The following is a 23,854-nucleotide window of genomic DNA, read 5'->3' as shown; positions in this document are numbered from 1 at the left end:
CAGGGGCGGGATCATTCAGCTTTCACGCCACTATCGGCGCCTGCAAATGCCGGCTCGGATAGTGCTGCTCATACACCTTGCACACCCGCAGCACCTGCTCATCGGCAAACCGCCCGGCGACCACCTGCAACCCCACTGGCAACCCTTCGCGGGTAAACCCGCACGGCACCGAAGCCGCCGGTTGCTGGGTCAAGTTGAACGGGTAGCTGAACGGCGTCCATTCCATCCACTGCGCCATCCCCGAACCGGGCGGCACGTCATGCCCCGCCTCGAACGCTACCCGTGGCAGCATCGGTGACACCAGCACATCGTAGCGCTGGTGAAAGGCATTCATCCGCGCAATCAGCTCAGCCCGTGCTTCCAGCGCTTGGGTGTACTCGCTCAGGCCCACCTGCGCCCCTTGCTCGGCTATCCCGCGCAGCCCTGGGTCGAGCAGTGCCCGCTGTTCATCGCCAAAGGCACTGGCCAGCCGCGCCGCGCCGGCGAACCACAGGGTGTTGAAGGTCTCCAACGGGTCAGCAAAGCCCGGGTCGACTTCCTCCACTTGCGCCCCCAGCCGGGCCAGGTGTTGCACCGCTTGCTCGACCAGCGCCTGAACCTGCGGGTCGACCTGCACGTAGCCGAAGTCGGCGCTGTAGGCGATGCGCAAACCGCTGAGGTCCTGGCCCTCGCCCAGCCATGGTGCCTGCCGCGGTGCCCCGGCCAGCCCGTCGCGGGCATCCGGGCGGGCTACGCAGTCGAGCATCAGCACTGCGTCGTCGACAGTCCGGGCCATTGGCCCGAGGTGCGACAGCACGGTCATGGCGCTGGCCGGCCATTGCGGCACGTAGCCGAAGGTGGGCTTGATGCCGAAGGTGCCGGTAAAGGCACAAGGAATACGGATCGAGCCACCGGCATCACTGCCCTGGTGCAGCACGCCCAGGTTCAGCGCGGCCGCCGCTGCCGCGCCGCCGGAGGAGCCACCTGCCGTCAGGCGGGTATCCCAGGGGTTGCGGGTGATGCCGTAAAGCGGGTTGTCAGTTACCCCCTTCCAGCCAAACTCCGGTGTCGTGGTCTTGCCGACCAGCACCGCGCCGGCCTCGCGCATGAATGCAGTGAAGGGCGCATCGACGTCCCAAGGGCCTGCGCCGCTGGTGGTGCGGGAACCCTTGCGCGTGGGCATGCCACGGGTCAGGGTCAGGTCCTTGATCGACGCGGGCACACCGTCCAGGCGGCCACAGGGCTCGCCGCGTTGCCAGCGTTGTTCGCTGGCGCGGGCGGCGGCGCGGGCGCCTTCACCGTCCACGTGGCAGTAGGCGTTGACCGCTGGGTTGTGCTGGTCGATGCGCGCCAGTACATCGTCGATCACCTCGACCGGCGACAGCTGCCGGCGCTGGTACAGTTCAAGCAGTTCGACGGCGGTGAATTCGCCGATGGCAGTCTTGCTGGTCATCTCAATGCGCCCCCTGATTGGCGGCCTGGAACATGGCGCGCAGCAATACGTCGCAGCCGTCGGCCAGGTCCTGGGGCGCGGCGTTTTCGATTTCGTTGTGGCTGATGCCGCCTTCGCACGGCACGAAAATCATCCCGGCCGGGCCCAACTCGGCCAGGAAGATGGCGTCGTGGCCGGCGCCGCTGACGATGTCCATATGGCTCAGGCCCAGCTCGCGTGCACCCTGGCGCACGGCATCGACGCACTGCTCGGCGAAGTACAGGGGCGGGAAGTCGGCCGTCGGTGTCAGATCGAAACGCAGCCCGTGCCGTGCCGAGCTGGCTTCGATCACCTCCCGTACCTCGGCGACCATGGCGGCCAGGTGGGTGGGGTCGAGGTGGCGCAGGTCTAGGGTCATGTGCACCTGGCCCGGGATCACATTGCGCGACCCCGGGTGCAGGGTCAGGCAGCCCACCGTGCCGCAGGCATGCGGCTGATGGGCGTGGGCCACACGGTTGACCGCCGCGACCACTTCAGCGGCGCCAACCAGCGCGTCCTTGCGCAGGTGCATCGGGGTGGGGCCGGCGTGGGCTTCGACGCCCGTCAGCACCAGGTCGAACCATTTCTGCCCCAGGCAGCCCTGGACCACGCCGATGGTGGTGCGCTGGTCTTCCAGCACCGGGCCCTGTTCGATGTGCGCTTCGAAATAGGCGCCCACGGCATGCCCGGTGGGCACGCGCGGGCCGGCATAGCCGATACGGGCCAGCTCGGCACCTACCGACAGGCCCTGGTCATCGACCTTGTCCAGGGTGTCCTGCAGGCCGAACTTACCGGCGAACACCCCCGAGCCCATCATGCACGGCGGGAAGCGCGAACCTTCCTCGTTGGTCCACACCACCACTTCCAGGGGCGCTTCGGTGGTCAGTTGCAGGTCGTTGAGGGTGCGGATCACCTCCAGCCCGGCCATTACCCCGTAGCAACCGTCGAACTTGCCGCCGGTAGGCTGAGTGTCGATATGGCTGCCGGTCATGACCGGCGGCAAGGCCGGGTTTCGCCCTGGGCGGCGGGCAAAGATGTTGCCGATGGCGTCGATGCTGACGCTGCAGCCGGCCTCGGTGCACCAGCGCACGAACAGGTCGCGGGCCTGGCGGTCGAGGTCGGTCAGCGCCAGGCGGCACACGCCACCCTTGGCGGTGGCGCCGAGTTGGGCCAGGTCCATCAATGATTGCCAGAGGCGCTCGCGGCTGACCTGTGCGCCTTGGCCGAGCAGGTGCTGCGAGGGGTCGATGCGGGTATTCATGGGCATTCTCCTTTCAGGCGCTCAGGGCCAGGTAGCGGTTCTTGATGCTTGGGTCGTCGCGGAACTGCGCGGCGCTGCCCTGGTAGGCCACACGGCCTTGTTCGAGTACGTAGTGGCGGTCGGCGAGGGCGTCGCAGACCATCAGGTTCTGCTCCACCAGCAGGATCGACAGGCCTTCACCCTTGATCCGCCGCAGGATCTTCACCAACTCGTCGACAATCACCGGGGCCAGGCCTTCGGTGGGTTCATCGAGAATCAGCAGCTTGGGGCCGTTGAGCAGGGCGCGGGCGATGGCCAGCATCTGCTGCTCACCGCCAGAGAGGGCGAAGCCGCCGTTGCGCCGCCGCTCTTTAAGGCGCGGGAACATGCTGTAGACGTCTTCGAGCTGCCAACGGCTGCCCTTGCGCACGGCGATCTTCAGGTTCTCTTCGACGCTGAGCTGGCGGAAGATGCCGCGATGCTCGGGTACCAGGGCGATGCCCTGGCGGGCAATGTCGAAGATTTCGCGGCCGACCAGTTGCTGGCCGTCGAAACTGATCTGCCCCTGACGAGGGCGCACGATGCCGAGGATGCTGCGCAAGGTGGTGGTCTTGCCGGCGCCGTTACGGCCCAGCAAGGTCACCAGCTCGCCGTCCCCGACCTGCAGCGAAACCCCTTCGAGCACGTGGCTTTTGTCGTAGTACGAATGGATCGATTCGACATTGAGCATCAGGCGGCCTCTCCAAGGTAGGCGGTGCGCACGCGCTCGTCGTTGCGCACCTGTTCAGGGGTGCCCTCGACCAGGATCTGGCCGTGGCTCATGACGGTGATGCGCTGGCTGATCGACATGACGATGCTCATGTTGTGCTCGATCAGTAGCACGGTATGGTCGCGGCCCAGGTCGCTGATCAGGTCGGTCATCACCGGGATATCGTCGATGCCCATGCCCGAGGTGGGCTCATCGAGCATCAGCAGGGTCGGTTTGGCACAGATCGACATGCCCACTTCCAGTACCCGCTGCTGGCCGTGCGACAGCTCGCCGGCCAGGGTCTCGGCGCGGGCCGTGAGCTTCAGGCGTTCGAGCACCTGGTCGGCGGTGTTCCAGTGGCTGCGCTTGTGCTCCACGCTGCGCCAGAAGTTCAGCGCGCCCAGGCCGTCGCGGCCCTGGGCGGCCAGGCGCAGGTTTTCGCGCACCGACAGGTTCTGGAACAGGCTGGTGAGCTGGAACGAGCGCGCCATGCCCAGTGCCACTCGGCCGTGGGACGGCTTGCGGATGATGTCGCGGTCGTTGAAGAGGATCTTGCCGGCGGTGGCCTGGCGCTCGCCGGTCAGGCAGTGGAACAGGCTGGTCTTGCCGGCGCCGTTGGGGCCGATGACGGTGTGGATGGTGCCGGCGCGAACTTTCAGGTCGACGCCTGCGACCGCCTTGAACGGCCCGTAGGCCAGCTCCAGGTTACGGGTTTCCAGCAGGTAATCGCTCATCACAAGGTCTCCTTGGTCTTGGCCGGGGCCTTGTCATCGGCCGTACGCGACGCCAGCAAGCGCTTGCCGAGTGCCGCCAGCCCGCCCCACAAACCACCGCGCATGAATACCACCACCAGGATCAGAATCGCCCCCAGCAGCATCAGCCAGCGTGGCCACAGCTCCGACAGCACATCGCCCAGCACCACGATGGCGCCAGCCCCCAGCAGCGAGCCGAACAGCGAGCCGGTGCCGCCGACGATGGTCATGATCAGGATGTTTTCGCTCATCATCAGGTCGATGTTCGACAGCGGTGCGAAGTGCAGCAGCATCGCGTACAGCGCCCCGGCGATGCCGGTGATGGCGCCAGACAGCATGAACACCAGGATCTTGAAGTGGCGCGTGTCGTAGCCGATGGCGGCGGCGCGGGTTTCGTTCTCGCGGATCGCCAGCAGGGTGCTGCCGAACGGCGAACGGATCACCCGCAGGGCACCGGCGAATATCAGCAGGAACAGCACCGCAACGAACACATAGAAGTGCTGAGGGTCGGCCAGGTCGACCAGTACATGGCCGGCGATTTCGATGTTGGGCCGCGGCACGTCGAGCAGGCCGTTGTCACCGCCGGTCCAGCCGCTGAGGGTGTAGGCCAGGAAGTAAGCCATCTGGCTGAACGCCAGGGTCAGCATGACGAAGTAGATGCCTGTGCGGCGGATGGCCAGGGCGCCCACCAGCAGCGCGAGGAAGGCACCGAACACCGCTGCGCCGAACAAGGCACCGAGCATGCCCCACTTCAGGTGGATCATCAGCAGCGCCGCACCATAGGCGCCCACGCCGAAGAAGATGCCCTGGCCGAACGACAACAGGCCGGTGTAGCCGAGCAGCAGGTTGCAGGCCAGCGCCGCCAAGGCAAAGATCAGGATCTCGGTGGCCAGGGTGGCCGACGGCAAGATCAGCGGCAACGCCACCAGGCTGGCGAGCACCAGCAACAGCAGGGCAGGCGTGCGGCCAAGGCCCATGGGCAATGCAGTTTTATTGCTCATCGTCATGCTCTCCCGAACAGGCCATAGGGACGAACCAGGATCACCGCCGCCATGGCGCCGTAGATCATCAGGCTGGCGCCTTGCGGCCAGAGGCTGCTCATCATGCTTTGCACCACCCCCACCAGCAGCCCGCCGACCAGCGCACCGCCGAACGAGCCCATGCCGCCGATCACCACCACCACGAAGGCGATGCCGAGGATTTCCGGGCCGACGAAGGGCTGCGCGCCACGCAGCGGTGCAAACAGCACGCCCGCCACGCCGGCCAGGCCCACGCCCAGGGCGAAGGTCAGGGAGAACAGGCGGAAGATATTGGTGCCCAGCAGCGAAACGGTTTCGGTACTTTCGCTACCCGCGCGGACCAGCGCGCCGAAGCGGGTGCGCTCCAGCAGCAGCCACAGGCCCAGGCCGATCAGCGCGGCGAAGCCGATGAGGAACAGGCGGTAGTACGGGTAGATGAAATCACCGAGGATCAGCACCCCGCGCAGCTCCGGTGGCACGGCGATGTTCTTGCCCACCGGGCCCCAGATCAGCACCGAGGCCTCCTGGATGATCAGCGCGATGCCCAGGGTGACGAGGATCTGGAAGGTGTGCGGCAAGTGGTAGATGCGTTTGATCAGCAGGCGCTCGACCGCCCAGGCCAGCGCCGCCACCGCCAGTGGGGCAATCAGCAGCGCCAGCCAGAAGTTGCCGGTAATCGCCACCGCTGTGTAGCACAAGTAGGCGCCCAGCAAGAAGAACGCGCCGTGGGCGAAGTTGACGAAGTTGAGCAGGCCGAAAATGATCGTCAGGCCCACGGCGATGAGGAAGTAGATCATCCCCAGGCCCAGGCCGTTGAGCAGTTGGAACAGGTACAAATCGAGCATGAGTGTGCCCTCGACAGCGCGTGGTGCGGCTGCCTGTACGAGTGGTTTTGACTAACGCCGCGGCTTCAGGCCAGGGCGCAACCGGTGTGGTCGACTTCGATGAACGAGCGGCCGGCGCTGATGATTTCGGCCAGGTCGTCCTCGTCGCGCATCTGCGCCTGGGGCTTGCCGCGCAACAGGTAGTAGTCCTTGAGCACCTGGTGGTCGCCCGGGCGGATCAGCTCTTCGCCGGTCGGGCCCTGGAAGCGCATGCCCTGCAAGGCGGCACTGACGCTGGCGCCGTCCAGGCTGCCGGCTTTGGTAATGGCATCGAGCATCACCTTGGTGCCGATGTAGTCGGCCGCCAACGGGTAGTTGGGGTTGATGCCGTAGGCCTTGCGGGTGGCGGCGACCAGCTGTTTGTTGAGTGGCGTGTCGACCTGGTGCCAGTACTGCGCGCCCAGGTACACACCTTCGAGCACGTCGCTGCCCAGCTCCTGGAACTGGTCGAGCCCGGCCGACCACACCAGCAGCACCTTCATGCGGTCCTTGATGCCGAAGTTCACCGCCTGACGCAGCGCGTTGGACGACTGGCTGCCAAAGTTCAGCAGCACCAGCACGTCGGGTTTGGCGGCGATGGCGTTGGTCAGGTAACCGGAAAACTCCTGCTCTTGCAGCGAGTGGTAGCTGTTGCCGATGTGCTCCACGCCCAACTCGGCGAACACCTTGCGGGCGTTTTCCAGCAACGCATCACCGAACACGTATTGCGGGGTGATGGTGTACCAGCGCTTGGCCTGCGGCAGTTGACGGATCATCGGCACCAGCGTTTCGCGGATGGCGCCATAGGTGGGTACCGACCAGCGGAAGGTCGACGCGTTGCAGTCCTTGCCGGTGATTTCGTCGGCGCCGACCGGCGTCATGAACACGCCGCCGGCCTTGTGGATTTCCTTCGATACTGCCAACGCCGAGGACGACAGCGTGCAGCCCTGGAAAAAGCGCGCGCCATCCTGGCCGATGGCTTCCTGTACCTTGCGCACCGCCTTGCCGGCGTTGCCTTCGGTGTCGATGACTTTGTACTTGAGCGGGCGCCCGAGTAGCTGCGGGTACTCGGCGATGGCCAGGCGCGACCCCATGTCGGCGTACTTGCCGTAACTGGCGAAGGGGCCAGACATGGACTTGAGCCCGTAGAAGGTCAGCGGTTCGTCGGCGAATGCCCGGTGCGCTCCCAACGGGAGGCTACCTAGGGCACCCAGGGCAAGGCCTGCCTTGAGCAGGGTACGTCTTTGCATGAGTAACTCCTTGGTTGTGGTTATTAGGCAGGAGTGGCAATGACAAAGCGGGTGCGGCCGGGCCTGTGCGCAGGCCTCTGTCCAGGCGGGTCAGTGGTGGTGGTCGAACTCCAGCAGGAAGTTGCGGGCAACCTCGCCTTCCAGCGCGGTCATGTGGTGCTCGGCGTCGCACATGTGTTCGTGCATCAGCCGGCGTACAGCGGGTTCGTCGCTGGCGCGCAGGGCCAGCAACAGTTGCTTGTGGTAGCCGATGTTGGCCGCAGCAAACTGCTGGCGCTTGGGCAGGTAGGCCTTTTTCAGCACCACCAGGTCGCGCAGCAGGTCGTTGAGGAACACCGCCATGAAGCGCAGCAGCGGGTTGGGGCAGCGATGCGCCAGCAAGGTGTGGAATTCCAGTTCGGCCAGGCGTTGCTCGCGCTGGCCCTCTTCGCTGTCTTCCGGGGTGCTGCAAAAATCGATGTTGGCTTGCAGCGCGGCGTAGTCGGCTTCGCTCAGCTGGCCCATGACCGACACGGCCAGCTCCACCTCGATGACCTTGCGCAACTGGTACACCTGCTCGCCATCCAGGTGCTGGAAGTGCAGGTGGTTACGCAGGGCGCGGCTGGCCGGCTCGGTGCCGACCTCGTTGAGGTAGGCGCCGCCGCTGGGGCCGGTGCGGGTGCTGACCAGGCCCTCGACTTCCAGGGCCTTGAGCGCTTCGCGGGCAGTGCCTTTGGAACACTCGAAATGCTCCATCAGCTCGCGCTCGGTGGGCAACCGGTCGCCGGGGTGCAGGGCTTCGGTGACGATCGAGCGCTTGACCGATTCGACGATGACGTCGGACAGCTTCTGGCGCTTGCGTTTGGGTTTGAGCATTTCGCTATTTTTCATATTTATGCGGATAAATAGGATTTAGCGAATTTTGCCCGGGTGGGTCAATGCTGGCGGAGGGGGAGGGGTCGTAAATGGTGCGAAAGGGTCGGGGAGGGATATGTGCGGGTAGTGCATACCCTGTAGAGGCAGGTGAACCCGCCCCCACAAGGTTTTGGGGTCAGTCTTGCCGGCCAGGGCCCTGTTGCAGGTGTGCCTGGCTGCAATACCACTCTTTGCCCTGCTGCAGCGCCCGGTCATTGGGCAGGTGCACGCCGCAATGGGCGCAGCGCACCATCTTCAGCGGGTCGTCGAGCTTGTGCTCCGGTTGCGATTGCTGGCTGATCTTGAACTTGCGCCACAGCCAGAACGCGGCGGCGATCAGGGCGATCCAGAAAAGTAGGCGAACCATGGTGTCCAGCTTGTCGAATGAAGAAGGCCACAGTCTAGGACGCAGCCAATAAAAAAGGGAGGCCTCAGGCCTCCCTTTCTACGTTTCGACACACTCAGTCAAACAGACCGAAGGTCATGTAGCTGAACCACGAACGGTCCTGTTCGGCTTCTTTCGGGCCTTCCGGCAGGATCACGTCGCCGTTTTCGTCCTTCGGCAGCAGCTCTTGCGGCATCTCGGCGCGAGCATCCTGGAACTGCTTGACCACGTCCTGGTTGGCGCGGGTTTCGCCCGGCGGCAGCGGGGTGTCGGTCTCGATCAGGCCCAGGGTTGCCTTGGACAACCAGCCACGGCCGTCAGACTCGGTCTGCTTGGGCTGGAACTCACCGTCAGCCAGGCTCGGGTGGTCGGGGTAGTTGAGCTTGAGGGTTTCCAGGCTGGTAGCGGCCAGTTCGTCCAGGTGCATCTTCTGGTAGGCCTCGACCATGATCGCGAGGCCGTCGCCGACCGACGGCGTTTCCTGGAAGTTCTCGACCACGTAGCGGCCACGGTTGGCGGCGGCCACATAAGCCTGGCGGCCCAGGTAGTAGTCGGCCACGTGGATCTCGTACGAAGCCAGCAGGTTGCGCAGGTAGATCATGCGCTGCTTGGCGTCTGGCGCGTAGCGGCTGTTGGGGAAGCGGCTGGTCAGCTGGGCGAACTCGTTGTACGAGTCGCGCGCGGCGCCCGGGTCACGCTTGGTCATGTCCAGCGGCAGGAAGCGCGCCAGCAGGCCGCGGTCCTGGTCGAACGAGGTCAGGCCCTTGAGGTAGTAGGCGTAGTCGACGTTCGGGTGCTGCGGGTGCAGGCGGATGAAACGCTCGGCGGCGGACTTGGCGGCCTCCGGCTCGGTGTTCTTGTAGTTGGCGTAGATCAGCTCGAGCTGCGCCTGGTCGGCATAACGGCCGAACGGGTAACGTGACTCCAGGGCCTTGAGCTTGTTCACCGCGCTGGTGTAGCTGGAATTATCCAGGTCAGCCTGGGCCTGCTGGTACAGCTCGGCTTCGCTGAGGTTCTCGTCAATGACTTCCTTGTTAGAGGAACAGGCCGCGGTAAGCCCGAGGATGGCGATCAGCAGCAGGTGTTTCACTTGCATGGCGGCTTGCGTCCCTTTGACGGCCGCTGTCTTGGGCGGTGCCGTCCTGTTATGATGAGCGCCCCGGCCAACCCCGGGACAAAAGAAGCCGTATTTAACCACAAGCTCGCAGCCGAAACCAAAGGCTGTGCGCCCGCCGAATCGAGCATGTCCGAGATCATTCAACTTAGCGCAGAGGTACCGTCCGATCTGGGCGGTCAACGCCTCGACCAGGTCGCCGCCCAATTGTTCGCCGAGTACTCGCGTTCGCGGCTTACTACGTGGATCAAAGAGGGCCGCCTGACGGTCGATGGCGCCGTCGTGCGCCCTCGAGACACCGTCTATGGTGGCTCTGTGCTTGTTCTGGAGGCCGAACAAGAGGCCCAGGGCGAGTGGATCGCAGAAGACATCGAGCTGGATATCGTCTACGAAGACGACCACATCATGGTGATCAACAAGCCTGCCGGGCTGGTTGTGCACCCGGCCGCGGGCCATGCCAGCGGTACCTTGCTCAATGCCTTGCTGCACCACGTGCCAGACATCATCAACGTACCTCGCGCCGGTATCGTGCACCGCCTGGACAAGGACACCACCGGTCTGATGGTGGTGGCCAAGACCCTGCAAGCACAGACCCGCCTGGTCGAACAGATGCAAAGCCGCAAGGTCAGCCGCATCTATGAGTGCATCGTGATTGGTGTGGTGACCGCCGGCGGCAAGATCGACGCCCCGATCGGTCGCCATGGCGGTATGCGCCAGCGCATGGCGGTAACCGACGGCGGCAAGCCGGCGGTCAGCCACTACCGTGTGCTCAAGCGCTTCCGTTCGCACACCCACGTGCGGGTCAAGCTGGAAACCGGCCGTACCCACCAGATCCGTGTGCACATGGCCCACGTTGGCTTCCCGCTGGTCGGCGACCAGACGTACGGTGGGCGCTTCCGCATTCCGCCGGCTGCCAGCCCAACCATGGTCGAGGCGGTCAAGACCTTCCCGCGCCAGGCGCTGCATGCGCGTTTCCTGGCATTGGCCCACCCGATTACCGGTGAAGTCATGAAGTGGGAATCGCCCTTGCCGGATGACTTCCTCTGGTTGCTGACGCTGCTGAACGAAGACCGCGAGAGCTTTATCGGATGAGTGGTCTGACGCAGGCGCTGCTATTGCCCGACTGGCCGGCCCCGGCCTCGGTTCGCGCTTGTGTCACCACGCGTCAGGGCGGCGTCAGCCTGCCGCCCTTTGACACCTTCAACCTGGGTGATCACGTCGGTGATGACCCTGCAGCCGTCGCCGAAAACCGCCGCCGCCTGAGCGATGCGTTCGCCATCCAGCCTGCCTGGCTCAAGCAAGTGCATGGCCTGGCAGTGGCGGATGCCGACCCGGCCGTGGTGGCCGAGGCCGACGCCAGCTGGACTGACCAGCCTGGCATCGCCTGCACCGTGATGACTGCCGATTGCCTGCCTGCGCTGTTCTGCGACCGTGCAGGCACCCGTGTGGCAGCGGCCCATGCCGGCTGGCGCGGGTTGGCGGGCGGGGTGCTGGAAGCGACCCTCGACCGTTTGGCCGTGCCGGCTGAAGACGTGCTGGTGTGGCTGGGCCCGGCGATTGGCCCGCAGGCGTTCGAAGTGGGCCTGGAAGTGCGTGATGCCTTTACCGCGGTGCACCCGGAGGCAGCGGCTGCCTTTGTTGCGGGTGCGCGGCCGGGCAAGCTGATGGCCGACATCTATGCGCTGGCGCGTATTCGCCTGGCGGCGCGCGGGGTGACGGCTGTGTATGGCGGTGGCTTGTGCACGGTCAGCGATCAGCGGTTCTTCTCGTATCGCCGTACCCCGCAAGGTGGGCGGTTTGCCTCACTGGTCTGGTTAGCCCCCCGCTGACTGCTCCGGCCACGCTGCTAATCCATCAGGTTGATATAGGTCAACCCCGCTACGCTTGAAACTTCCAGAATAAGCCTTATCTATAAGGTCATCTCAGGCAGGTTTCTTCATTAAAGGCGCTGTCCATCGCTCCGACCTGCCCTTACAGGAAGGTATCCCCATGCGAATAGACCGTTTAACCAGCAAGCTTCAATTAGCAATATCCGATGCCCAGTCCCTGGCGGTTGGCATGGACCACCCTGCCATCGAGCCCCTGCACCTGGTGCAGGCGCTGATTGAACAGCAGGGCGGGTCGATCAAGCCGCTGCTGATGCAAGTCGGCTTCGACATCAACAGCCTGCGCCAGGCGCTGGTGAAAGAACTCGACCAACTGCCGAAAATCCAGAACCCGACGGGCGACGTGAACATGTCGCAGGACCTGGCGCGCCTGCTCAACCAGGCCGACCGCCTGGCCCAGCAGAAGGGCGACCAGTTCATCTCCAGCGAGCTGGTGCTGCTCGCCGCCATGGACGAGAACAGCAAGCTTGGCAAGCTGCTGCTGAGCCAGGGCGTGACCAAAAAAGCCTTGGAAAACGCCATCAACAACCTGCGTGGCGGCGCGGCAGTCAACGACGCCAACGCCGAAGAGTCGCGCCAGGCCCTGGACAAGTACACCGTCGACCTGACCAAGCGTGCCGAAGAAGGCAAGCTTGACCCGGTGATCGGCCGTGACGACGAAATCCGCCGTACCGTGCAGGTGCTGCAACGCCGTACCAAGAACAACCCGGTGCTGATCGGTGAGCCTGGCGTGGGTAAAACCGCCATCGCCGAAGGCCTGGCCCAGCGCATCATCAATGGTGAAGTACCCGATGGCCTCAAGGGCAAGCGCCTGCTGGCGCTGGACATGGGGGCACTGATCGCCGGCGCCAAGTACCGCGGCGAGTTCGAAGAGCGCCTGAAGTCGCTGCTTAACGAGCTGTCCAAGCAGGAAGGCCAGATCATCCTGTTCATCGACGAACTGCACACCATGGTCGGCGCCGGTAAAGGCGAGGGCGCCATGGACGCGGGCAACATGCTCAAGCCGGCCCTGGCCCGTGGCGAGCTGCACTGTGTAGGCGCCACCACGCTCAACGAGTACCGCCAGTTCATCGAGAAGGACGCGGCCCTGGAGCGGCGCTTCCAGAAAGTGCTGGTGGAAGAGCCGAGCGAAGAAGACACCATCGCCATCCTGCGTGGCTTGAAAGAACGCTATGAAGTGCACCACAAGGTGGCCATCACCGACGGCGCGATCATTGCTGCGGCCAAGCTCAGCCACCGCTACATCACCGACCGTCAGTTGCCTGACAAGGCCATCGACCTGATCGACGAAGCGGCCAGCCGCATCCGCATGGAGATCGACTCCAAGCCGGAAGTGCTCGACCGCCTGGACCGTCGCCTGATTCAGCTGAAGGTCGAGTCCCAGGCGCTGAAGAAGGAAGAAGACGAAGCCGCGAAGAAGCGCTTGGAAAAGCTCCACGAGGAAATCGAGCGGCTGGAGCGTGAATATTCCGACCTGGAAGAGATCTGGGCATCCGAGAAAGCCGAAGTGCAAGGCTCGGCGCAGATCCAGCAGAAGATCGAGCAGGCTCGCCAAGAGCTCGAAGCCGCCCGTCGTAAAGGCGACCTGAGCCGCATGGCCGAGCTGCAGTACGGGGTGATCCCGGACCTGGAGCGCAGCCTGCAGATGGTCGACCAGCACGGCAAGTCGGAAAACCAGCTGCTGCGCAACAAGGTCACCGAGGAAGAGATTGCCGAAGTGGTGTCCAAGTGGACCGGCATCCCGGTTGCCAAGATGCTCGAAGGCGAGCGCGAGAAACTGTTGAAGATGGAAGACCTGCTGCACCAGCGCGTGATCGGCCAGCACGAAGCCGTGACTGCCGTGGCCAACGCCGTGCGCCGTTCCCGCGCCGGGTTGTCCGACCCGAACCGGCCCAGTGGTTCGTTCCTGTTCCTCGGCCCGACCGGTGTGGGCAAGACCGAGCTGTGCAAGGCGCTGGCCGAGTTCCTGTTCGACACCGAAGAGGCCATGGTGCGCATCGATATGTCCGAGTTCATGGAGAAGCACTCCGTGGCTCGCCTGATCGGTGCACCACCCGGCTATGTAGGGTACGAAGAGGGCGGTTACCTGACCGAAGCGGTGCGGCGCAAGCCCTACTCGGTGGTGCTGCTGGACGAGGTGGAGAAGGCACACCCGGACGTGTTCAACGTGTTGCTGCAGGTGCTTGAAGATGGCCGCCTGACCGACAGCCACGGCCGTACGGTGGACTTCCGCAACACCGTGATCGTGATGACCTCCAACCTGGGCTCGGCGCAGATCCAGGAGCTGGTGGGTGATCGCGAAGCACAGCGTGCGGCGGTGATGGATGCGGTGGGTGCGCACTTCCGTCCGGAGTTCATCAACCGGATCGACGAAGTGGTCGTGTTTGAGCCCCTGGGCCGCGAGCAGATCGCCGGCATCACCGAGATCCAGTTGGGTCGCCTGCGTAGCCGCCTGCTGGAGCGTGAGCTGTCGCTCAGCCTGAGCCCTGAGGCGTTGGACAAGCTGATCGCAGTCGGTTACGACCCGGTGTATGGCGCACGGCCACTGAAGCGTGCGATCCAGCGCTGGATCGAAAACCCACTGGCGCAGTTGATCCTTTCTGGCAAATTCTTGCCAGGTACAGCGATTACTGCGCGGGTGGAAGGCGAAGAAATCGTGTTTGCCTGATCCCGCTGGCGAAAAAAAAAGCCCCGCACATGCGGGGCTTTTTTATGGCTAAGGGTTTTCTACAGCGTGCCGCAGCCCCTGTGGGGGCGGGTTTGCCCGTGTATAGGCCGGCCTGGACCCCGTAAAACCGGGGCCTTCCAACTTTTTTTGATAACTTGCTGAAAATTTTGAAAAATTTGCTTGCATCAAAAATCGAGTGCACCTAATATACGCCCCGCTGTCAGGCACTAAGCGAATCACCAGCAACATCGGTGTTAGCAAAACAACTTACAAATCAGTAAGTTGAATGAAAAAAAGGGGTTGACAAGCAAAACGAAGAATGTAGAATAGCCGGCCTCAGCAGCGACAACGCGAAAGCGGATAGCCAAAGAGATCGAAGCTAACACAGACTTCGAAGCAGTAAAGATGTACCGAAGTTCAGTTCCGCGATAGCTCAGTCGGTAGAGCAAATGACTGTTAATCATTGGGTCCCTGGTTCGAGTCCAGGTCGCGGAGCCAATCTCGGGGTGTAGCGCAGTCCGGTAGCGCGCCTGCTTTGGGAGCAGGATGTCAGGAGTTCGAATCCCCTCACCCCGACCATTTTCAGGGTCGTTAGCTCAGTTGGTAGAGCAGTTGGCTTTTAACCAATTGGTCGTAGGTTCGAATCCTACACGACCCACCATGTAAAGAGGGCATCTCGACAGAGATGCCCTTTTTCTTTTGCCTCGAATTCTACAAGGGCCGCTCCGGCATCTGTTGTAGGAGCGGCCTTGCCGGGGCGCCGGACCGGTCGGAAAGGGGCGCAAGGCGCCCCCAGCATTCTGTCAGTGCAACTTCAACCGCGGCTCAGTACCGCGCCCAATCTTGCTACCCAGCATCATCATCGCCGTGCGGAAGAACCCGTACAGCGCCATCTGGTGCATGCGGTACAACGACACATAAAACATCCGCGCCAGCCATCCTTCCAGCTTCACGCTCCCCATCAAGTTGCCCATCAGGTTACCCACCGCCGAGAAGCGCGACAGCGATACCAGCGACCCGTAGTCCTTGTACGCATACGTCGGCAGCGCCTTGTTCTCCAGCCGCGCCTTCAGGCTTTGCGCCAACATCGAAGCCTGCTGGTGTGCAGCCTGTGCCCGTGGCGGCACGTTGCGGTCGGTACCCGGTTGCGGGCACGCGGCGCAGTCACCAAAGGCGAAGATGTTGTCGTCACGGGTGGTCTGCAGGGTAGGGCGCACCACCAGCTGATTGATGCGATTGGTTTCCAGGCCATCGATGTCCTTGAGGAAGCCCGGTGCACGAATGCCGGCCGCCCACACCTTGAGGCTGGCCTGGATCACTTCGCCGTCCTTGGTTTTCAGCCCATCCTCGGTCACTTCGCTGACCGCCGCATTGGTCATCACCTTCACCCCGAGTTTTTCCAGGGTCTTGTGCACCGGCACGCTGATGCGCTCAGGCAGCGCAGGCAATACCCGCGGGCCAGCCTCGATCAGGGTGATGTGCATGTCCTTGGGCTGGATGCGATCCAGGCCATAGGCGGCCAGTTCGTGGGCGGCGTGGTGCAGCTCGGCGGCCAGCTCCACACCGGTAGCACCGGCGCCGACGATGGCCACGCTGATCTGTTCGCTGGCCACGTCACCGGCGTGGGCACGCAGGTAGTGGTTGAGCAGTTGCTGGTGGAAGCGCTCGGCCTGCTTGCGGGTGTCCAGGAACAGGCAATGCTGCGCCGCGCCCAGGGTGCCGAAGTCGTTGGTGTTGCTGCCCACGGCAATGACCAGGGTGTCGTAGCTCAACGTGCGCGCAGGCACCAGCTCGCGGCCCTCTTCGTCGAGGGTGGCGGCCAGCTGGATCTGCTTGCCTTCACGGTCCAGGCCGCTCATGCGCCCCAGCTGGAAGTTGAAGTGGTTCCACTTGGCCTGGGCCACGTAGTTCAGTTCATCTTCCGAGGAGTTCAGCGAGCCGGCTGCCACTTCGTGCAGCAGTGGCTTCCAGATGTGCGTCAGGTTGGCGTCGACCAGGGTGATGTCGGCTTGCTTGCGCTTGCCCAGGCTTTTACCCAGGCGGGTCGCCAGTTCCAGGCCGCCGGCGCCGCCGCCGACAATCACGATGCGATGAGTCATGGGGATATCTCATAAGGTTTACGGAATTCTTGGCCCTGGGGGCCGGCCGCAAACTGCATGAGGAGAGGGCGAGCGCAAGGCAGCTCATAGCACCAGTCCACTCAACAGGCGGCTAATGAGGCCCAGACCAATGGTCACGGCCACCACCAGCACCAGGAGCAGCCATGGCCGGAAGGGCCTGCGCTCGACTTGGTGCTGGGGGGCTCGTAGATACTCATCGACACGACGCTGATCTTCCGGGTTCAGTCGACTGGTCATGGTGGGCCTCGTCAGATAGACGTATGTGACTGCACAAACGCTACAGCGTTAGTGCAAGCGCTTGGAACAAATGATAATGCGTTCTATCGCTGGCGCCGAGTGTACGCCATCGCAAAGAGTCGCTGCACTGGATCAAAGACTGATGCCCACATCGAAGACAATGCTGCGCCCCAGGTTGCCGCGTAAAAAGTCAGGCGCGTCGGGGTGGGCGAACAACACCCGGGCGAAAGTCGGCCCGACCAGCGACAACGAGCGCCAACCTTGGCGCAGGTATTCGGTAGGGGGCGGGAAGTGGGTGTTGAGGTCGAGCACTTCGCGCTTGAGGCTGGCGAAGGCGATGATGTCCAGCTCGTTCAGCTCCAGCCCGCGTTCGCGGTAGTTGTGCGCTTTTTTGCGCAAGGTCGGCGCCAGGCGCCCGAGCAGTTCCGTAGCACTGATCCGCCGCGGGCGTGCTTCGCGGCGCACCAGTTGCGCCAGGGAAAACGCACTGCGCCGGCGCTGCAGCTCTTCGCGCCACTCATCGTTCAGGCGGCGGCCCTCGTCCAGCACGAAGAACACCTCAAATGCCGCATCGCGGAACAGCACATCCGGCGGCTCCTGGCCGGCCGGGGTGAAGTCTTCGCTGCGGTAGGGGATGTTCAACCCTTGCAGCAGGCGTTGGCATACCCAACGCTCACGCTCCCATTTGCGTGCATTGGACAGAAACGCATTGGCTTGTTCGGCCTGGATGGTAAGCAGGCGCAGGTAGTCTGAGTCATCCATGCAGACAAGCTTAGACGCTAATCGATGACGGTAAGATGCTGTTTGTGCGTAGAAATCAGCTCAACACCGGCCATTGCTGAACAACCCCCAGCAAGTGCACCAGGCCAAACCCCAGGCAGACCAGCGAGCTGACCACGATAATGGCCAGGTGCAACAGGCCGATCACAGCGTTGAGCAGCGCTGCCAGCAGCAGTGCGAGGTTGGTTCCTTCCGGCATTTTGAATGCGTCCTGCATCGCGGGGAGGCGCCAGCCTACCGCAGCCGGATGAACGGGAGAATGGGTGTAGACTCACTTTATCCACAAGGCTGAAAGGGGTATTTACCAGGTGATCAGTGCACAGGTGTTGTCAGGTACCAGCCTCACGCTGGGCTGGCTGGGTTACGTGCCGCTGTTGCTCTGGGCGGCCAGCCGCGCCCGCTGGGTAGAGCTGTTCACCGACCGGCGCCGCCAGCACCTTCTGTTTGGTACGGTGTTCTGCCTGTTTGCCCTGTGGTTGGTCAGGCGCGATTTTGAAACGGGCGTGTCGTATCACTTCATCGGCATGACGGCCGTCACCTTGTTGCTGGACTGGCCGCTGGCGGTGCTGGGCGGCTTTCTTGCGCAGTTGGGGTTGCTGGCGCTGGGGCGTCAGGACCTGGCGGCGCTGGGCGTCAACGGCCTGCTGTTGATTGGCCTGCCGGTACTGATTACCGAACTGTGCGCCATGGCGGTCGAACGTGCGCAACCGCGAAACCTGTTTGTGTATATCTTTTGTTCAGGGTTTTTTCCGGCAGCGTTGACGGTGCTGGTGTGTGTGTTGGCCGGGTTGGGGATTTTGTGGCTGGACGGGCGCTTTGCCATGCCGGAGTGGCTGAGTGACTTTGTCGGCTACCTGTGGCTGATGATGTTCCCCGAGGCGTTCATCAACGGCATGGTGATCAGTGCTTTGGTGGTGTTTTGCCCGGAGTGGCTGGAAACGTTCAACCGCACGCGGTACCTGCAGGCGCCGTGGAAAGAAGACGAACATTGACCGGCCCCGTCCCGCTGCACGACCCCTGTAGGAGCGGCCTTGCGTCGCGAAAGGGCCGCGCAGCGGCCCCCGGTTTCAGTGCCACCACAAATATTGCCGGGGCCGCTGCGCAGCCCTTTCGCGACGCAAGGCCGCTCCTACAGATGGCCAATACAGATGGCCAATACAGATGGCCAATACAGAGGCTTAGTGCCGCGGCTCCAGGTCCCCCGAATACAGCTCATCCTCGGACTCTTCCGACCCCGCGATCTTGTGTTCTTCCGCCGCCCAGGCCCCCAGGTCGATCAGCTTGCAGCGATCAGAGCAAAACGGCCGGCACGTGCTTTTCTCGTTCCATTCCACAGGTGCGCCACAGGTAGGGCAGTCGACGGTCAATGGCTGGCTCATGGCTGGCCTCCTCGTAAAGTCAGGTAAAAATGATGCAGACGGTCGATCTGCTCGTGCAACGCGGCAAGGTCGCGGTCATTGACCACCACATCGTCGGCATGGCGCAGCCGCTCTTCGCGGGCCAGCTGCGCATTGAGAATGGCCTGCACCTGCTCCGGGCTGGTGTTGTCCCGCTGCAGCGTACGTTCCACCTGCAACGCCTGCGGCGCATCGATCACCAGCACGCGCTGGGTGTTGCGATACTGGCCAGACTCGATCAGCAAGGGTGACACATACACGGCATAAGGCGATTCGGCCTTGGCCAGGTAGCTGAAAATCTCCTGCCCGATCAGCGGGTGCAGCAACGCCTCCAGCCACTGGCGCTGCGCCGGGTCGGCGAAAATCAGCTGGCGCAAGGCCGCGCGGTCGAGTTGGCCATCGTCCAGCAGCACGCCAGGGCCGAAGCGCTCGACAATGCTGGCCAGCGCCGGTCGCCCAGGCTCGACCACCCAGCGCGCCGCCTGGTCGGCATCGACCAGGTGCACGCCAAGCTCGACGAAGCGCTCGGCGGCGGCACTCTTGCCGCTGCCGATTCCGCCGGTCAGGCCCAGAATCCAAGGGGTGAAAGCTGCAGTGGTCATCAGAATCCAAGCAGTTGCATGTAAGAGGCGTATATTTCATCACCCCAGAGCACGGCAATCCACCCCGCAATTGCCAGATAGGGCCCAAATGGCATGGCCGTACCCATGGAATGCTTGCGCACCCGCAGCAGGTACACCCCAACCAGCGCCCCAAGCACCGACGACAGCAACAAGGTCAGCGGCAGCACCTGCCAGCCACCCCAGGCGCCGAGCAGCGCCAACAGCTTGAAGTCGCCATAGCCCATGCCTTCCTTGCCGGTAACCAGCTTGAACAACCAGTACACCGTCCACAGGCTGAGGTACCCGACCACCGCGCCGCATACGGCATCGGGCAAGGGCACCCATACCCCGAAGTAATTGACGATCAGCCCAAGCCACAGCCCCGGCAGCACGATGGCATCGGGCAGCAGTTGTTGGTCATGGTCGATCAAGCTCAGGGCCAGCAAGCTCCAGGTCAGCGGCAGCAGCACCAGTGCCTCGACGCTGGCCCCGTAGCGCCAGGCCACCACCATCGACAGCAGCGCACAACCCACCTCGACCAACGGGTAACGCACGCTGATGCGCTGTTTGCAGGCCGAGCAGCGCCCACGCAACGCCAGGTAGCTGAGCACCGGGATGTTTTCCCACGCCCGTATCCGGTGCCCGCATTGTGTGCACTGCGAGGCCGGCAGGCACAGGTCGAAACGCTCGTGCTCGGTCACCGGCAGCCCCAGCACTTCGTGTGCCTCACGCTGCCATTGGCGCTCCAGCATGATCGGCAGGCGGTACACCACAACGTTGAGAAAACTGCCCACCAACAGGCCGAGCACGGTCGCCAGGGTGATGAAGTAAACCGGCTCCATCGCCAGGAAGGTCCATAAAGTCATGTTCAGATCAAGCTACCCAGCTGGAAGATCGGCAGGTACATCGCCACCACCAGGCCGCCAACCAGCAGGCCCAGGACCAGCACGATGGCCGGCTCCAGCAGGCTGGTCAACTGGTCCAGCGCCTGGCTGACCTGTTCCTCGTAGTGGCTGGCGGCTTTTTCCAGCATCTGGTCCAGCGTGCCACTGGACTCACCGATGGCCACCAGCTGCACCAGCAGCGGCGGGAACAGCGGTTCGGCCGCCATCGCCTGGTTCAGCCCCTGCCCATTGGCCATGCCTTGGCGCAAGCGCTGGATCGCCTGTTGATGCAGCTCGCCACCACTGGCCTTGGCCACCGTCCCCAAGGCATCCAGCAGCGGCACCCCAGCGGCATAAGACGTTGCCAGGCTGCGCGCAAAACGCGCCAGCGCCGCCTGCCCCAGCAGCTTGCCGAACACCGGCAGGCCCAGCACCCGCTGAGTTATCCACAAGCGCGCCGGCCTGTGCTTGCGGTAAAGCTCGCGCGCAGCCACCGCCAACAGCACCGCACTTACCAGCAACACCGGTGCATGACGCCCCAGCCCTGTGGACAAGTCGATCACCCACTGGGTAAAGGCCGGCAGTGCCGCATCAAACCCCGCGAACAGGCTCTGAAACTGCGGGATCACCTCCAGTAACAAAACCGCCGAAACGCCCAACCCGGTCAGCAACAACAGCAGCGGGTAGATCATCGCCTTGCGCAACTTCTTGTGCAGGGCCAAGCGCTGTTCCAGCATGCCCGCCAACTGCTCCAGCTGCCGGTCGAGCGTGCCGGACTGCTCACCCACCCGCACCAGGTTGCAGTACAACGTATCGAACCACCCCGGGTGGCGCTGCAACGCATCCGCCAGCTCCAGCCCCGACGCCACATCCTGTTTCAATCGAACCAGCAACGCCGCCTGCGCCGCATCACAGCCACTGCGCCCCATCACCTCGAACGCCTGCAGCAGCGGCACCCCGGCTTTAAGCAAAGTCGCCAGCTGCCGGCTGAAACCCGCCGGGTCGGTTTTCTCCCGCCGCTTCGGCCAACGCCACGCCCGCCCGCCAGCAGGCCGCAAACGCGCCACCAGAATGCCCTGGCGCAGCAACCCGGCGCGCACATAAGCCGGGCTGCGCCCAGCCATTTGCCCACTGACGGCCAGGCCATCAGCGTTGGTGCCCTGCCAGGCGTAAAGACGTATCGAAGGGTTCATGCAAAGGTCCTTTTTTGCCCGCACGACAAGCCTCGAAACAGCTTGCCGCGTCCATGAGAGGGCGTGCTTCCCTGATGCTCACTAGAGTAGTTCAGCGAAGATGACGCCCAGGCGGGCAGGGGTGACAAAAGGTGTCTGTTCAGGCCTACTGCGCCGCTGCCGGCCTGGGGCCGAGAGTGACCCCAATGTGTATGCGTATCAAACAAGGAAAACGTTCATGAAAGGGCAACGCGGTATCACCCTGATCGAACTGATGATCGTCGTCGCGATCATCGGCATTCTGGCGACCATCGCCATACCGATGTACACCAACCACCAGTCCCGCACCAAGGCCGCAGCCGGGTTGCTGGAGATTTCAGCGCTGAAGACAGCCATGGACCTGCGCTTGAACGAAGGCAAGGATGTGGCAGATGTAGGCGCGCTGGGTGGGCAACCGGCGACAGCGCATTGCGCGATTACCGCCAGCGGCAACGCAGCTGCCGGCACCGGGAGCATTGTGTGCACACTGGTGGATGCACCGGCCACCGTGGTTGGCAAAGCCCTGACCCTGACCCGCTCGGCTACTGGGTGGGGCTGCACCACCAACATCGAGGAAGACCTCGCGCCGAGTGGTTGCAAAGGGGCTTGAGGGCAGGGCAATAAACGAGGGGAAACAGGGGTTTGCGTAACGGGTGCGGCAGTGGTACGTTGCGCTACACGCCGGTGTAGCTCAGTCGGTAGAGCAGCGCACTCGTAACGCGAAGGTCGCAGGTTCGATTCCTGTCTCCGGCACCACATCCAGATTAGCCAATGGCGATTTTTCGCTTGTTGGCCCTGCTAGGAAGCCCGCCTTGTGCGGGTTTTTTTGTGGCTGTTTTTTACGCTGTGAATCTGCGTGCTTTGACTTAATGGGGCGCGGTTTTCCACTTAGGGTTGCACGGTTTTCTAGATAGTGGTTATCTGTTGATTCGGTTTTAGCCAACGTTTACGGGGTAAATACCGAATTTTTTCTAGATAATGGTTTTTCTGTTTAGAGATAATTTTGAGATGCCCCAGTTTTCTCACTGTGACCTGCAGCTGCTGAACCCCTCCTTCGACTCGCCATTGGTTGACGTTCTGGCCGAGCTCGAGTTTCTGCGCAGACTGAGGTTGGAGGGAGACACCCCACCCCAGGTGTTCTTTCAGCTCAAGGCGCTGTTCCATACCTTGGAGAGCTTGGGGTCTGCTCGAATCGAGGGCAACCACACCACGCTGGCCGACTACATTGACAGCAAGGTCGAAGGCAAAGCCGAGAGCACCGACCAGTTGCTGGAAATTGCCAACATCGAGAAGGCAATGGACTACATCGAAGAGGTGGTTAAGCCCGGTGAAGACCTGACAGAGCATACGATTCGAGAGCTACACGCCATGACCGTGCACGGGTTGCGGCGCGAAGGCGATAAAACGCCTGGCGCCTACCGGGAAGGCGCGGTCAGGATCGCGCAGGCAGAGCATCTACCTCCGGAAGGTGTGCTGGTGCCCCAGTACATGCAAGAGTTGGTCAGCTTCATCAACCGTGACGACTCGCCTAAGTACGCCCTGATGAAGGTCGCCCTGGCGCACCACCGTTTCGGTTGGATTCACCCATTCGGCAATGGCAATGGGCGTGTGGTAAGGCTGCTGACCTATGCACTGTTGATGAAGTACGGCTTCAACGTGAACACGGGTGGCCGAGTGCTCAATCCCACGGCAGTGTTCTGCAATGACCGGGACAAGTACTACACCATGCTGGGTGTGGCTGATTCCGGTGCCATCGCGGGCTTGGAAGCATGGTGTACCTATGTGCTGCAAGGCATTCGGGATGAACTGGAGAAGGTGGACAAGCTCACTGACTATGTCTATCTCACAAAATGCATTCTGCACCCAGCGGTGAGCTTTGCACGCAGTCGGGAGTGGATTACCGAGACCGAAGAACAGATCCTTGTCAGCGTGATAAACATGAAGGTAGTGAAATCAAGTGATATTGCTCAGGCGCTTCCAACGCTCACCCCCAACCAACGAACGTATCAGATTAAAAATCTGGTAGAGCAAGGCATGCTTTTGCCGGTCAATCCGGGGTCGAGGCAATACACCATTGGCTTCTCCAGCAACTACCTGGTGCGTGGGGTAATCAAGGCGCTGAGAGAGCAGGGGTTCATTCCTGAACCTCTCGATAGGCCTTGAGAAATCGCAAGTTCGTGCCGAATCCAGCTTGATCTTGCCTTCCTGGCGCGACCTTGCCGGGGCGCCGGGCCGGTCGGAAAGGGCCGCAAGGCGGCCCCGGCATTCTTGAACCACCGTAATCTGGCAGCCCTGCTACCCAATCCAATCTCGCTACGACCGTCTTTCAAGGTACTTCGGAGCAGCTTCGAGCC

At 62.9% G+C, this 23,854-nt stretch carries 24 protein-coding genes and 4 tRNA genes; 10 read left to right on the top strand and 18 right to left on the bottom strand.

From position 1 onward, the window contains the following. Positions 1–22: 22 nt before the first annotated feature. From HU766_RS22205 to HU766_RS22160, 10 genes are all read right to left on the bottom strand, one after another. Complete coding sequence (locus HU766_RS22205; RefSeq protein ID WP_186660617.1) at positions 23–1,432, bottom strand: amidase; 1,410 nt, start codon at positions 1,430–1,432, stop codon at positions 23–25. 1 nt (position 1,433) lies between these two features. Beyond that, positions 1,434–2,699, bottom strand: coding sequence for an allantoate amidohydrolase (locus tag HU766_RS22200; RefSeq protein ID WP_186660641.1), 1,266 nt, complete (start codon positions 2,697–2,699; stop codon positions 1,434–1,436). A 25-nt stretch (positions 2,700–2,724) separates the two neighbouring features. Further along, on the bottom strand, positions 2,725–3,420 hold the full coding sequence (locus HU766_RS22195; protein WP_186660615.1) for an ABC transporter ATP-binding protein: 696 nt from the start codon (positions 3,418–3,420) through the stop codon (positions 2,725–2,727). After that, positions 3,420–4,172 (bottom strand): ABC transporter ATP-binding protein, encoded by a 753-nt coding sequence (locus HU766_RS22190; protein WP_033701448.1) that lies wholly within the window; start codon positions 4,170–4,172, stop codon positions 3,420–3,422. Before HU766_RS22190 ends, HU766_RS22195 begins: the two co-directional genes overlap by 1 nt. Beyond that, on the bottom strand, positions 4,172–5,191 hold the full coding sequence (locus tag HU766_RS22185) for a branched-chain amino acid ABC transporter permease (protein WP_186660613.1): 1,020 nt from the start codon (positions 5,189–5,191) through the stop codon (positions 4,172–4,174). Before HU766_RS22185 ends, HU766_RS22190 begins: the two co-directional genes overlap by 1 nt. A 2-nt stretch (positions 5,192–5,193) precedes the next feature. Further along, positions 5,194–6,054, bottom strand: coding sequence for a branched-chain amino acid ABC transporter permease (locus tag HU766_RS22180; protein WP_033701444.1), 861 nt, complete (start codon positions 6,052–6,054; stop codon positions 5,194–5,196). Positions 6,055–6,119: 65 nt separating this feature from the next. Then, positions 6,120–7,322, bottom strand: coding sequence for an ABC transporter substrate-binding protein (locus tag HU766_RS22175; RefSeq protein ID WP_186660611.1), 1,203 nt, complete (start codon positions 7,320–7,322; stop codon positions 6,120–6,122). A 90-nt stretch (positions 7,323–7,412) separates the two neighbouring features. Continuing rightward, positions 7,413–8,177 (bottom strand): FCD domain-containing protein, encoded by a 765-nt coding sequence (locus HU766_RS22170; protein WP_186660609.1) that lies wholly within the window; start codon positions 8,175–8,177, stop codon positions 7,413–7,415. Between the two features lie 175 nt (positions 8,178–8,352). Further along, positions 8,353–8,583, bottom strand: a complete 231-nt coding sequence (locus HU766_RS22165) for a PP0621 family protein (protein ID WP_186660607.1) — start codon at positions 8,581–8,583, stop codon at positions 8,353–8,355. Between the two features lie 94 nt (positions 8,584–8,677). Next, on the bottom strand, positions 8,678–9,697 hold the full coding sequence (locus HU766_RS22160; RefSeq protein ID WP_033701439.1) for an outer membrane protein assembly factor BamD: 1,020 nt from the start codon (positions 9,695–9,697) through the stop codon (positions 8,678–8,680). 147 nt (positions 9,698–9,844) lie between these two features. Here HU766_RS22160 and rluD point away from each other — a divergent pair, with 147 nt between their 5' ends. The 6 genes from rluD (at position 9,845) to HU766_RS22130 (ending at position 14,930) form a co-directional block, all read left to right on the top strand. Then, positions 9,845–10,807 carry a 23S rRNA pseudouridine(1911/1915/1917) synthase RluD gene (gene rluD, locus HU766_RS22155; protein WP_033701534.1) on the top strand — a complete coding sequence of 321 codons (963 nt, stop codon included), beginning with the start codon at positions 9,845–9,847 and terminating at the stop codon, positions 10,805–10,807. Next, complete coding sequence (pgeF, locus tag HU766_RS22150; RefSeq protein ID WP_186660604.1) at positions 10,804–11,544, top strand: peptidoglycan editing factor PgeF; 741 nt, start codon at positions 10,804–10,806, stop codon at positions 11,542–11,544. The genes rluD and pgeF overlap by 4 nt, the downstream gene beginning before the upstream one ends. A gap of 160 nt (positions 11,545–11,704) precedes the next feature. Beyond that, positions 11,705–14,269 (top strand): ATP-dependent chaperone ClpB, encoded by a 2,565-nt coding sequence (gene clpB, locus HU766_RS22145; protein ID WP_033701436.1) that lies wholly within the window; start codon positions 11,705–11,707, stop codon positions 14,267–14,269. Positions 14,270–14,691: 422 nt separating this feature from the next. Continuing rightward, a tRNA-Asn gene (locus HU766_RS22140) sits at positions 14,692–14,767 on the top strand. A gap of 4 nt (positions 14,768–14,771) precedes the next feature. Next, positions 14,772–14,848 (top strand) — tRNA-Pro (locus HU766_RS22135). 6 nt (positions 14,849–14,854) lie between these two features. Next, positions 14,855–14,930 (top strand) — tRNA-Lys (locus tag HU766_RS22130). Between the two features lie 142 nt (positions 14,931–15,072). Here HU766_RS22130 and HU766_RS22125 read toward each other — a convergent pair. The 4 genes from HU766_RS22125 to HU766_RS22110 form a co-directional block, all read right to left on the bottom strand. Continuing rightward, entirely contained in the window at positions 15,073–16,368 is a 1,296-nt protein-coding gene (locus tag HU766_RS22125) for an NAD(P)/FAD-dependent oxidoreductase (RefSeq protein ID WP_033701435.1), read from the bottom strand. Between the two features lie 84 nt (positions 16,369–16,452). Next, a complete protein-coding gene (locus tag HU766_RS22120; protein ID WP_013970765.1) occupies positions 16,453–16,626 on the bottom strand; it encodes a DUF3094 family protein in 174 nt (57 codons plus the stop codon). Positions 16,627–16,758: 132 nt separating this feature from the next. Next, positions 16,759–17,388, bottom strand: a complete 630-nt coding sequence (locus HU766_RS22115; protein ID WP_013970766.1) for a DUF1780 domain-containing protein — start codon at positions 17,386–17,388, stop codon at positions 16,759–16,761. A gap of 55 nt (positions 17,389–17,443) precedes the next feature. Further along, positions 17,444–17,605 (bottom strand): hypothetical protein, encoded by a 162-nt coding sequence (locus tag HU766_RS22110; protein WP_167334466.1) that lies wholly within the window; start codon positions 17,603–17,605, stop codon positions 17,444–17,446. A gap of 109 nt (positions 17,606–17,714) precedes the next feature. On the opposite strand from HU766_RS22110, the gene HU766_RS22105 reads away from it, so the two are divergent. Next, complete coding sequence (locus HU766_RS22105; protein WP_186660602.1) at positions 17,715–18,398, top strand: energy-coupling factor ABC transporter permease; 684 nt, start codon at positions 17,715–17,717, stop codon at positions 18,396–18,398. A gap of 186 nt (positions 18,399–18,584) precedes the next feature. Here HU766_RS22105 and yacG read toward each other — a convergent pair whose 3' ends face one another. The 4 genes from yacG to HU766_RS22085 are packed head-to-tail and all read right to left on the bottom strand — an operon-like array spanning position 18,585 to position 21,482. Continuing rightward, positions 18,585–18,785 (bottom strand): DNA gyrase inhibitor YacG, encoded by a 201-nt coding sequence (yacG, locus tag HU766_RS22100; RefSeq protein ID WP_047582821.1) that lies wholly within the window; start codon positions 18,783–18,785, stop codon positions 18,585–18,587. After that, positions 18,782–19,405: a dephospho-CoA kinase gene (gene coaE, locus HU766_RS22095; protein ID WP_186660600.1), complete on the bottom strand. Its 624-nt coding sequence runs from the start codon at positions 19,403–19,405 to the stop codon at positions 18,782–18,784. The genes yacG and coaE overlap by 4 nt, the downstream gene beginning before the upstream one ends. Beyond that, positions 19,405–20,271, bottom strand: a complete 867-nt coding sequence (locus HU766_RS22090; protein ID WP_186660597.1) for an A24 family peptidase — start codon at positions 20,269–20,271, stop codon at positions 19,405–19,407. Before HU766_RS22090 ends, coaE begins: the two co-directional genes overlap by 1 nt. A 2-nt stretch (positions 20,272–20,273) precedes the next feature. After that, the gene (locus tag HU766_RS22085; RefSeq protein WP_186660595.1) at positions 20,274–21,482 is read right to left on the bottom strand and encodes a type II secretion system F family protein; all 1,209 of its coding nucleotides are present in this window, start codon (positions 21,480–21,482) and stop codon (positions 20,274–20,276) included. A gap of 217 nt (positions 21,483–21,699) precedes the next feature. Here HU766_RS22085 and HU766_RS22080 point away from each other — a divergent pair, with 217 nt between their 5' ends. The 3 genes from HU766_RS22080 to HU766_RS22070 all read left to right on the top strand — a co-directional run bounded on the left by HU766_RS22080 (position 21,700) and on the right by HU766_RS22070 (position 23,663). Continuing rightward, positions 21,700–22,110 (top strand): pilin, encoded by a 411-nt coding sequence (locus HU766_RS22080; protein WP_033701422.1) that lies wholly within the window; start codon positions 21,700–21,702, stop codon positions 22,108–22,110. A 70-nt stretch (positions 22,111–22,180) separates the two neighbouring features. Beyond that, positions 22,181–22,256, top strand: a tRNA-Thr gene (locus HU766_RS22075). A 252-nt stretch (positions 22,257–22,508) separates the two neighbouring features. Continuing rightward, on the top strand, positions 22,509–23,663 hold the full coding sequence (locus HU766_RS22070; RefSeq protein ID WP_186660586.1) for a Fic family protein: 1,155 nt from the start codon (positions 22,509–22,511) through the stop codon (positions 23,661–23,663). Positions 23,664–23,854 lie beyond the last annotated feature (191 nt).

It is taken from the genome of Pseudomonas sp. SWRI77 (genome assembly GCF_014269105.1).
Lineage (GTDB): Bacteria > Pseudomonadota > Gammaproteobacteria > Pseudomonadales > Pseudomonadaceae > Aquipseudomonas > Aquipseudomonas capeferrum.
The sequence above is the reverse complement of the archived record's forward strand: the minus strand, read 5'-3'. Positions and strand labels throughout refer to the sequence as shown.

Excerpts from the sequence above, each read along its gene's own strand:
- HU766_RS22205 (WP_186660617.1), bottom strand. The coding sequence starts at position 1,432 with ATGACCAGCAAGACTGCCATCGGCGAATTCACCGCCGTCGAACTGCTT.
- HU766_RS22195 (WP_186660615.1), bottom strand. The coding sequence starts at position 3,420 with ATGCTCAATGTCGAATCGATCCATTCGTACTACGACAAAAGCCACGTG.
- HU766_RS22190 (WP_033701448.1), bottom strand. The coding sequence starts at position 4,172 with ATGAGCGATTACCTGCTGGAAACCCGTAACCTGGAGCTGGCCTACGGG.
- HU766_RS22185 (WP_186660613.1), bottom strand. The coding sequence starts at position 5,191 with ATGAGCAATAAAACTGCATTGCCCATGGGCCTTGGCCGCACGCCTGCC.
- HU766_RS22180 (WP_033701444.1), bottom strand. The coding sequence starts at position 6,054 with ATGCTCGATTTGTACCTGTTCCAACTGCTCAACGGCCTGGGCCTGGGG.
- HU766_RS22175 (WP_186660611.1), bottom strand. The coding sequence starts at position 7,322 with ATGCAAAGACGTACCCTGCTCAAGGCAGGCCTTGCCCTGGGTGCCCTA.
- HU766_RS22170 (WP_186660609.1), bottom strand. The coding sequence starts at position 8,177 with ATGCTCAAACCCAAACGCAAGCGCCAGAAGCTGTCCGACGTCATCGTC.
- HU766_RS22165 (WP_186660607.1), bottom strand. The coding sequence starts at position 8,583 with ATGGTTCGCCTACTTTTCTGGATCGCCCTGATCGCCGCCGCGTTCTGG.
- HU766_RS22160 (WP_033701439.1), bottom strand. The coding sequence starts at position 9,697 with ATGCAAGTGAAACACCTGCTGCTGATCGCCATCCTCGGGCTTACCGCG.
- rluD (WP_033701534.1), top strand. The coding sequence starts at position 9,845 with ATGTCCGAGATCATTCAACTTAGCGCAGAGGTACCGTCCGATCTGGGC.
- pgeF (WP_186660604.1), top strand. The coding sequence starts at position 10,804 with ATGAGTGGTCTGACGCAGGCGCTGCTATTGCCCGACTGGCCGGCCCCG.
- clpB (WP_033701436.1), top strand. The coding sequence starts at position 11,705 with ATGCGAATAGACCGTTTAACCAGCAAGCTTCAATTAGCAATATCCGAT.
- HU766_RS22125 (WP_033701435.1), bottom strand. The coding sequence starts at position 16,368 with ATGACTCATCGCATCGTGATTGTCGGCGGCGGCGCCGGCGGCCTGGAA.
- HU766_RS22120 (WP_013970765.1), bottom strand. The coding sequence starts at position 16,626 with ATGACCAGTCGACTGAACCCGGAAGATCAGCGTCGTGTCGATGAGTAT.
- HU766_RS22115 (WP_013970766.1), bottom strand. The coding sequence starts at position 17,388 with ATGGATGACTCAGACTACCTGCGCCTGCTTACCATCCAGGCCGAACAA.
- HU766_RS22110 (WP_167334466.1), bottom strand. The coding sequence starts at position 17,605 with ATGCCGGAAGGAACCAACCTCGCACTGCTGCTGGCAGCGCTGCTCAAC.
- yacG (WP_047582821.1), bottom strand. The coding sequence starts at position 18,785 with ATGAGCCAGCCATTGACCGTCGACTGCCCTACCTGTGGCGCACCTGTG.
- coaE (WP_186660600.1), bottom strand. The coding sequence starts at position 19,405 with ATGACCACTGCAGCTTTCACCCCTTGGATTCTGGGCCTGACCGGCGGA.
- HU766_RS22090 (WP_186660597.1), bottom strand. The coding sequence starts at position 20,271 with ATGACTTTATGGACCTTCCTGGCGATGGAGCCGGTTTACTTCATCACC.
- HU766_RS22085 (WP_186660595.1), bottom strand. The coding sequence starts at position 21,482 with ATGAACCCTTCGATACGTCTTTACGCCTGGCAGGGCACCAACGCTGAT.
- HU766_RS22080 (WP_033701422.1), top strand. The coding sequence starts at position 21,700 with ATGAAAGGGCAACGCGGTATCACCCTGATCGAACTGATGATCGTCGTC.
- HU766_RS22070 (WP_186660586.1), top strand. The coding sequence starts at position 22,509 with ATGCCCCAGTTTTCTCACTGTGACCTGCAGCTGCTGAACCCCTCCTTC.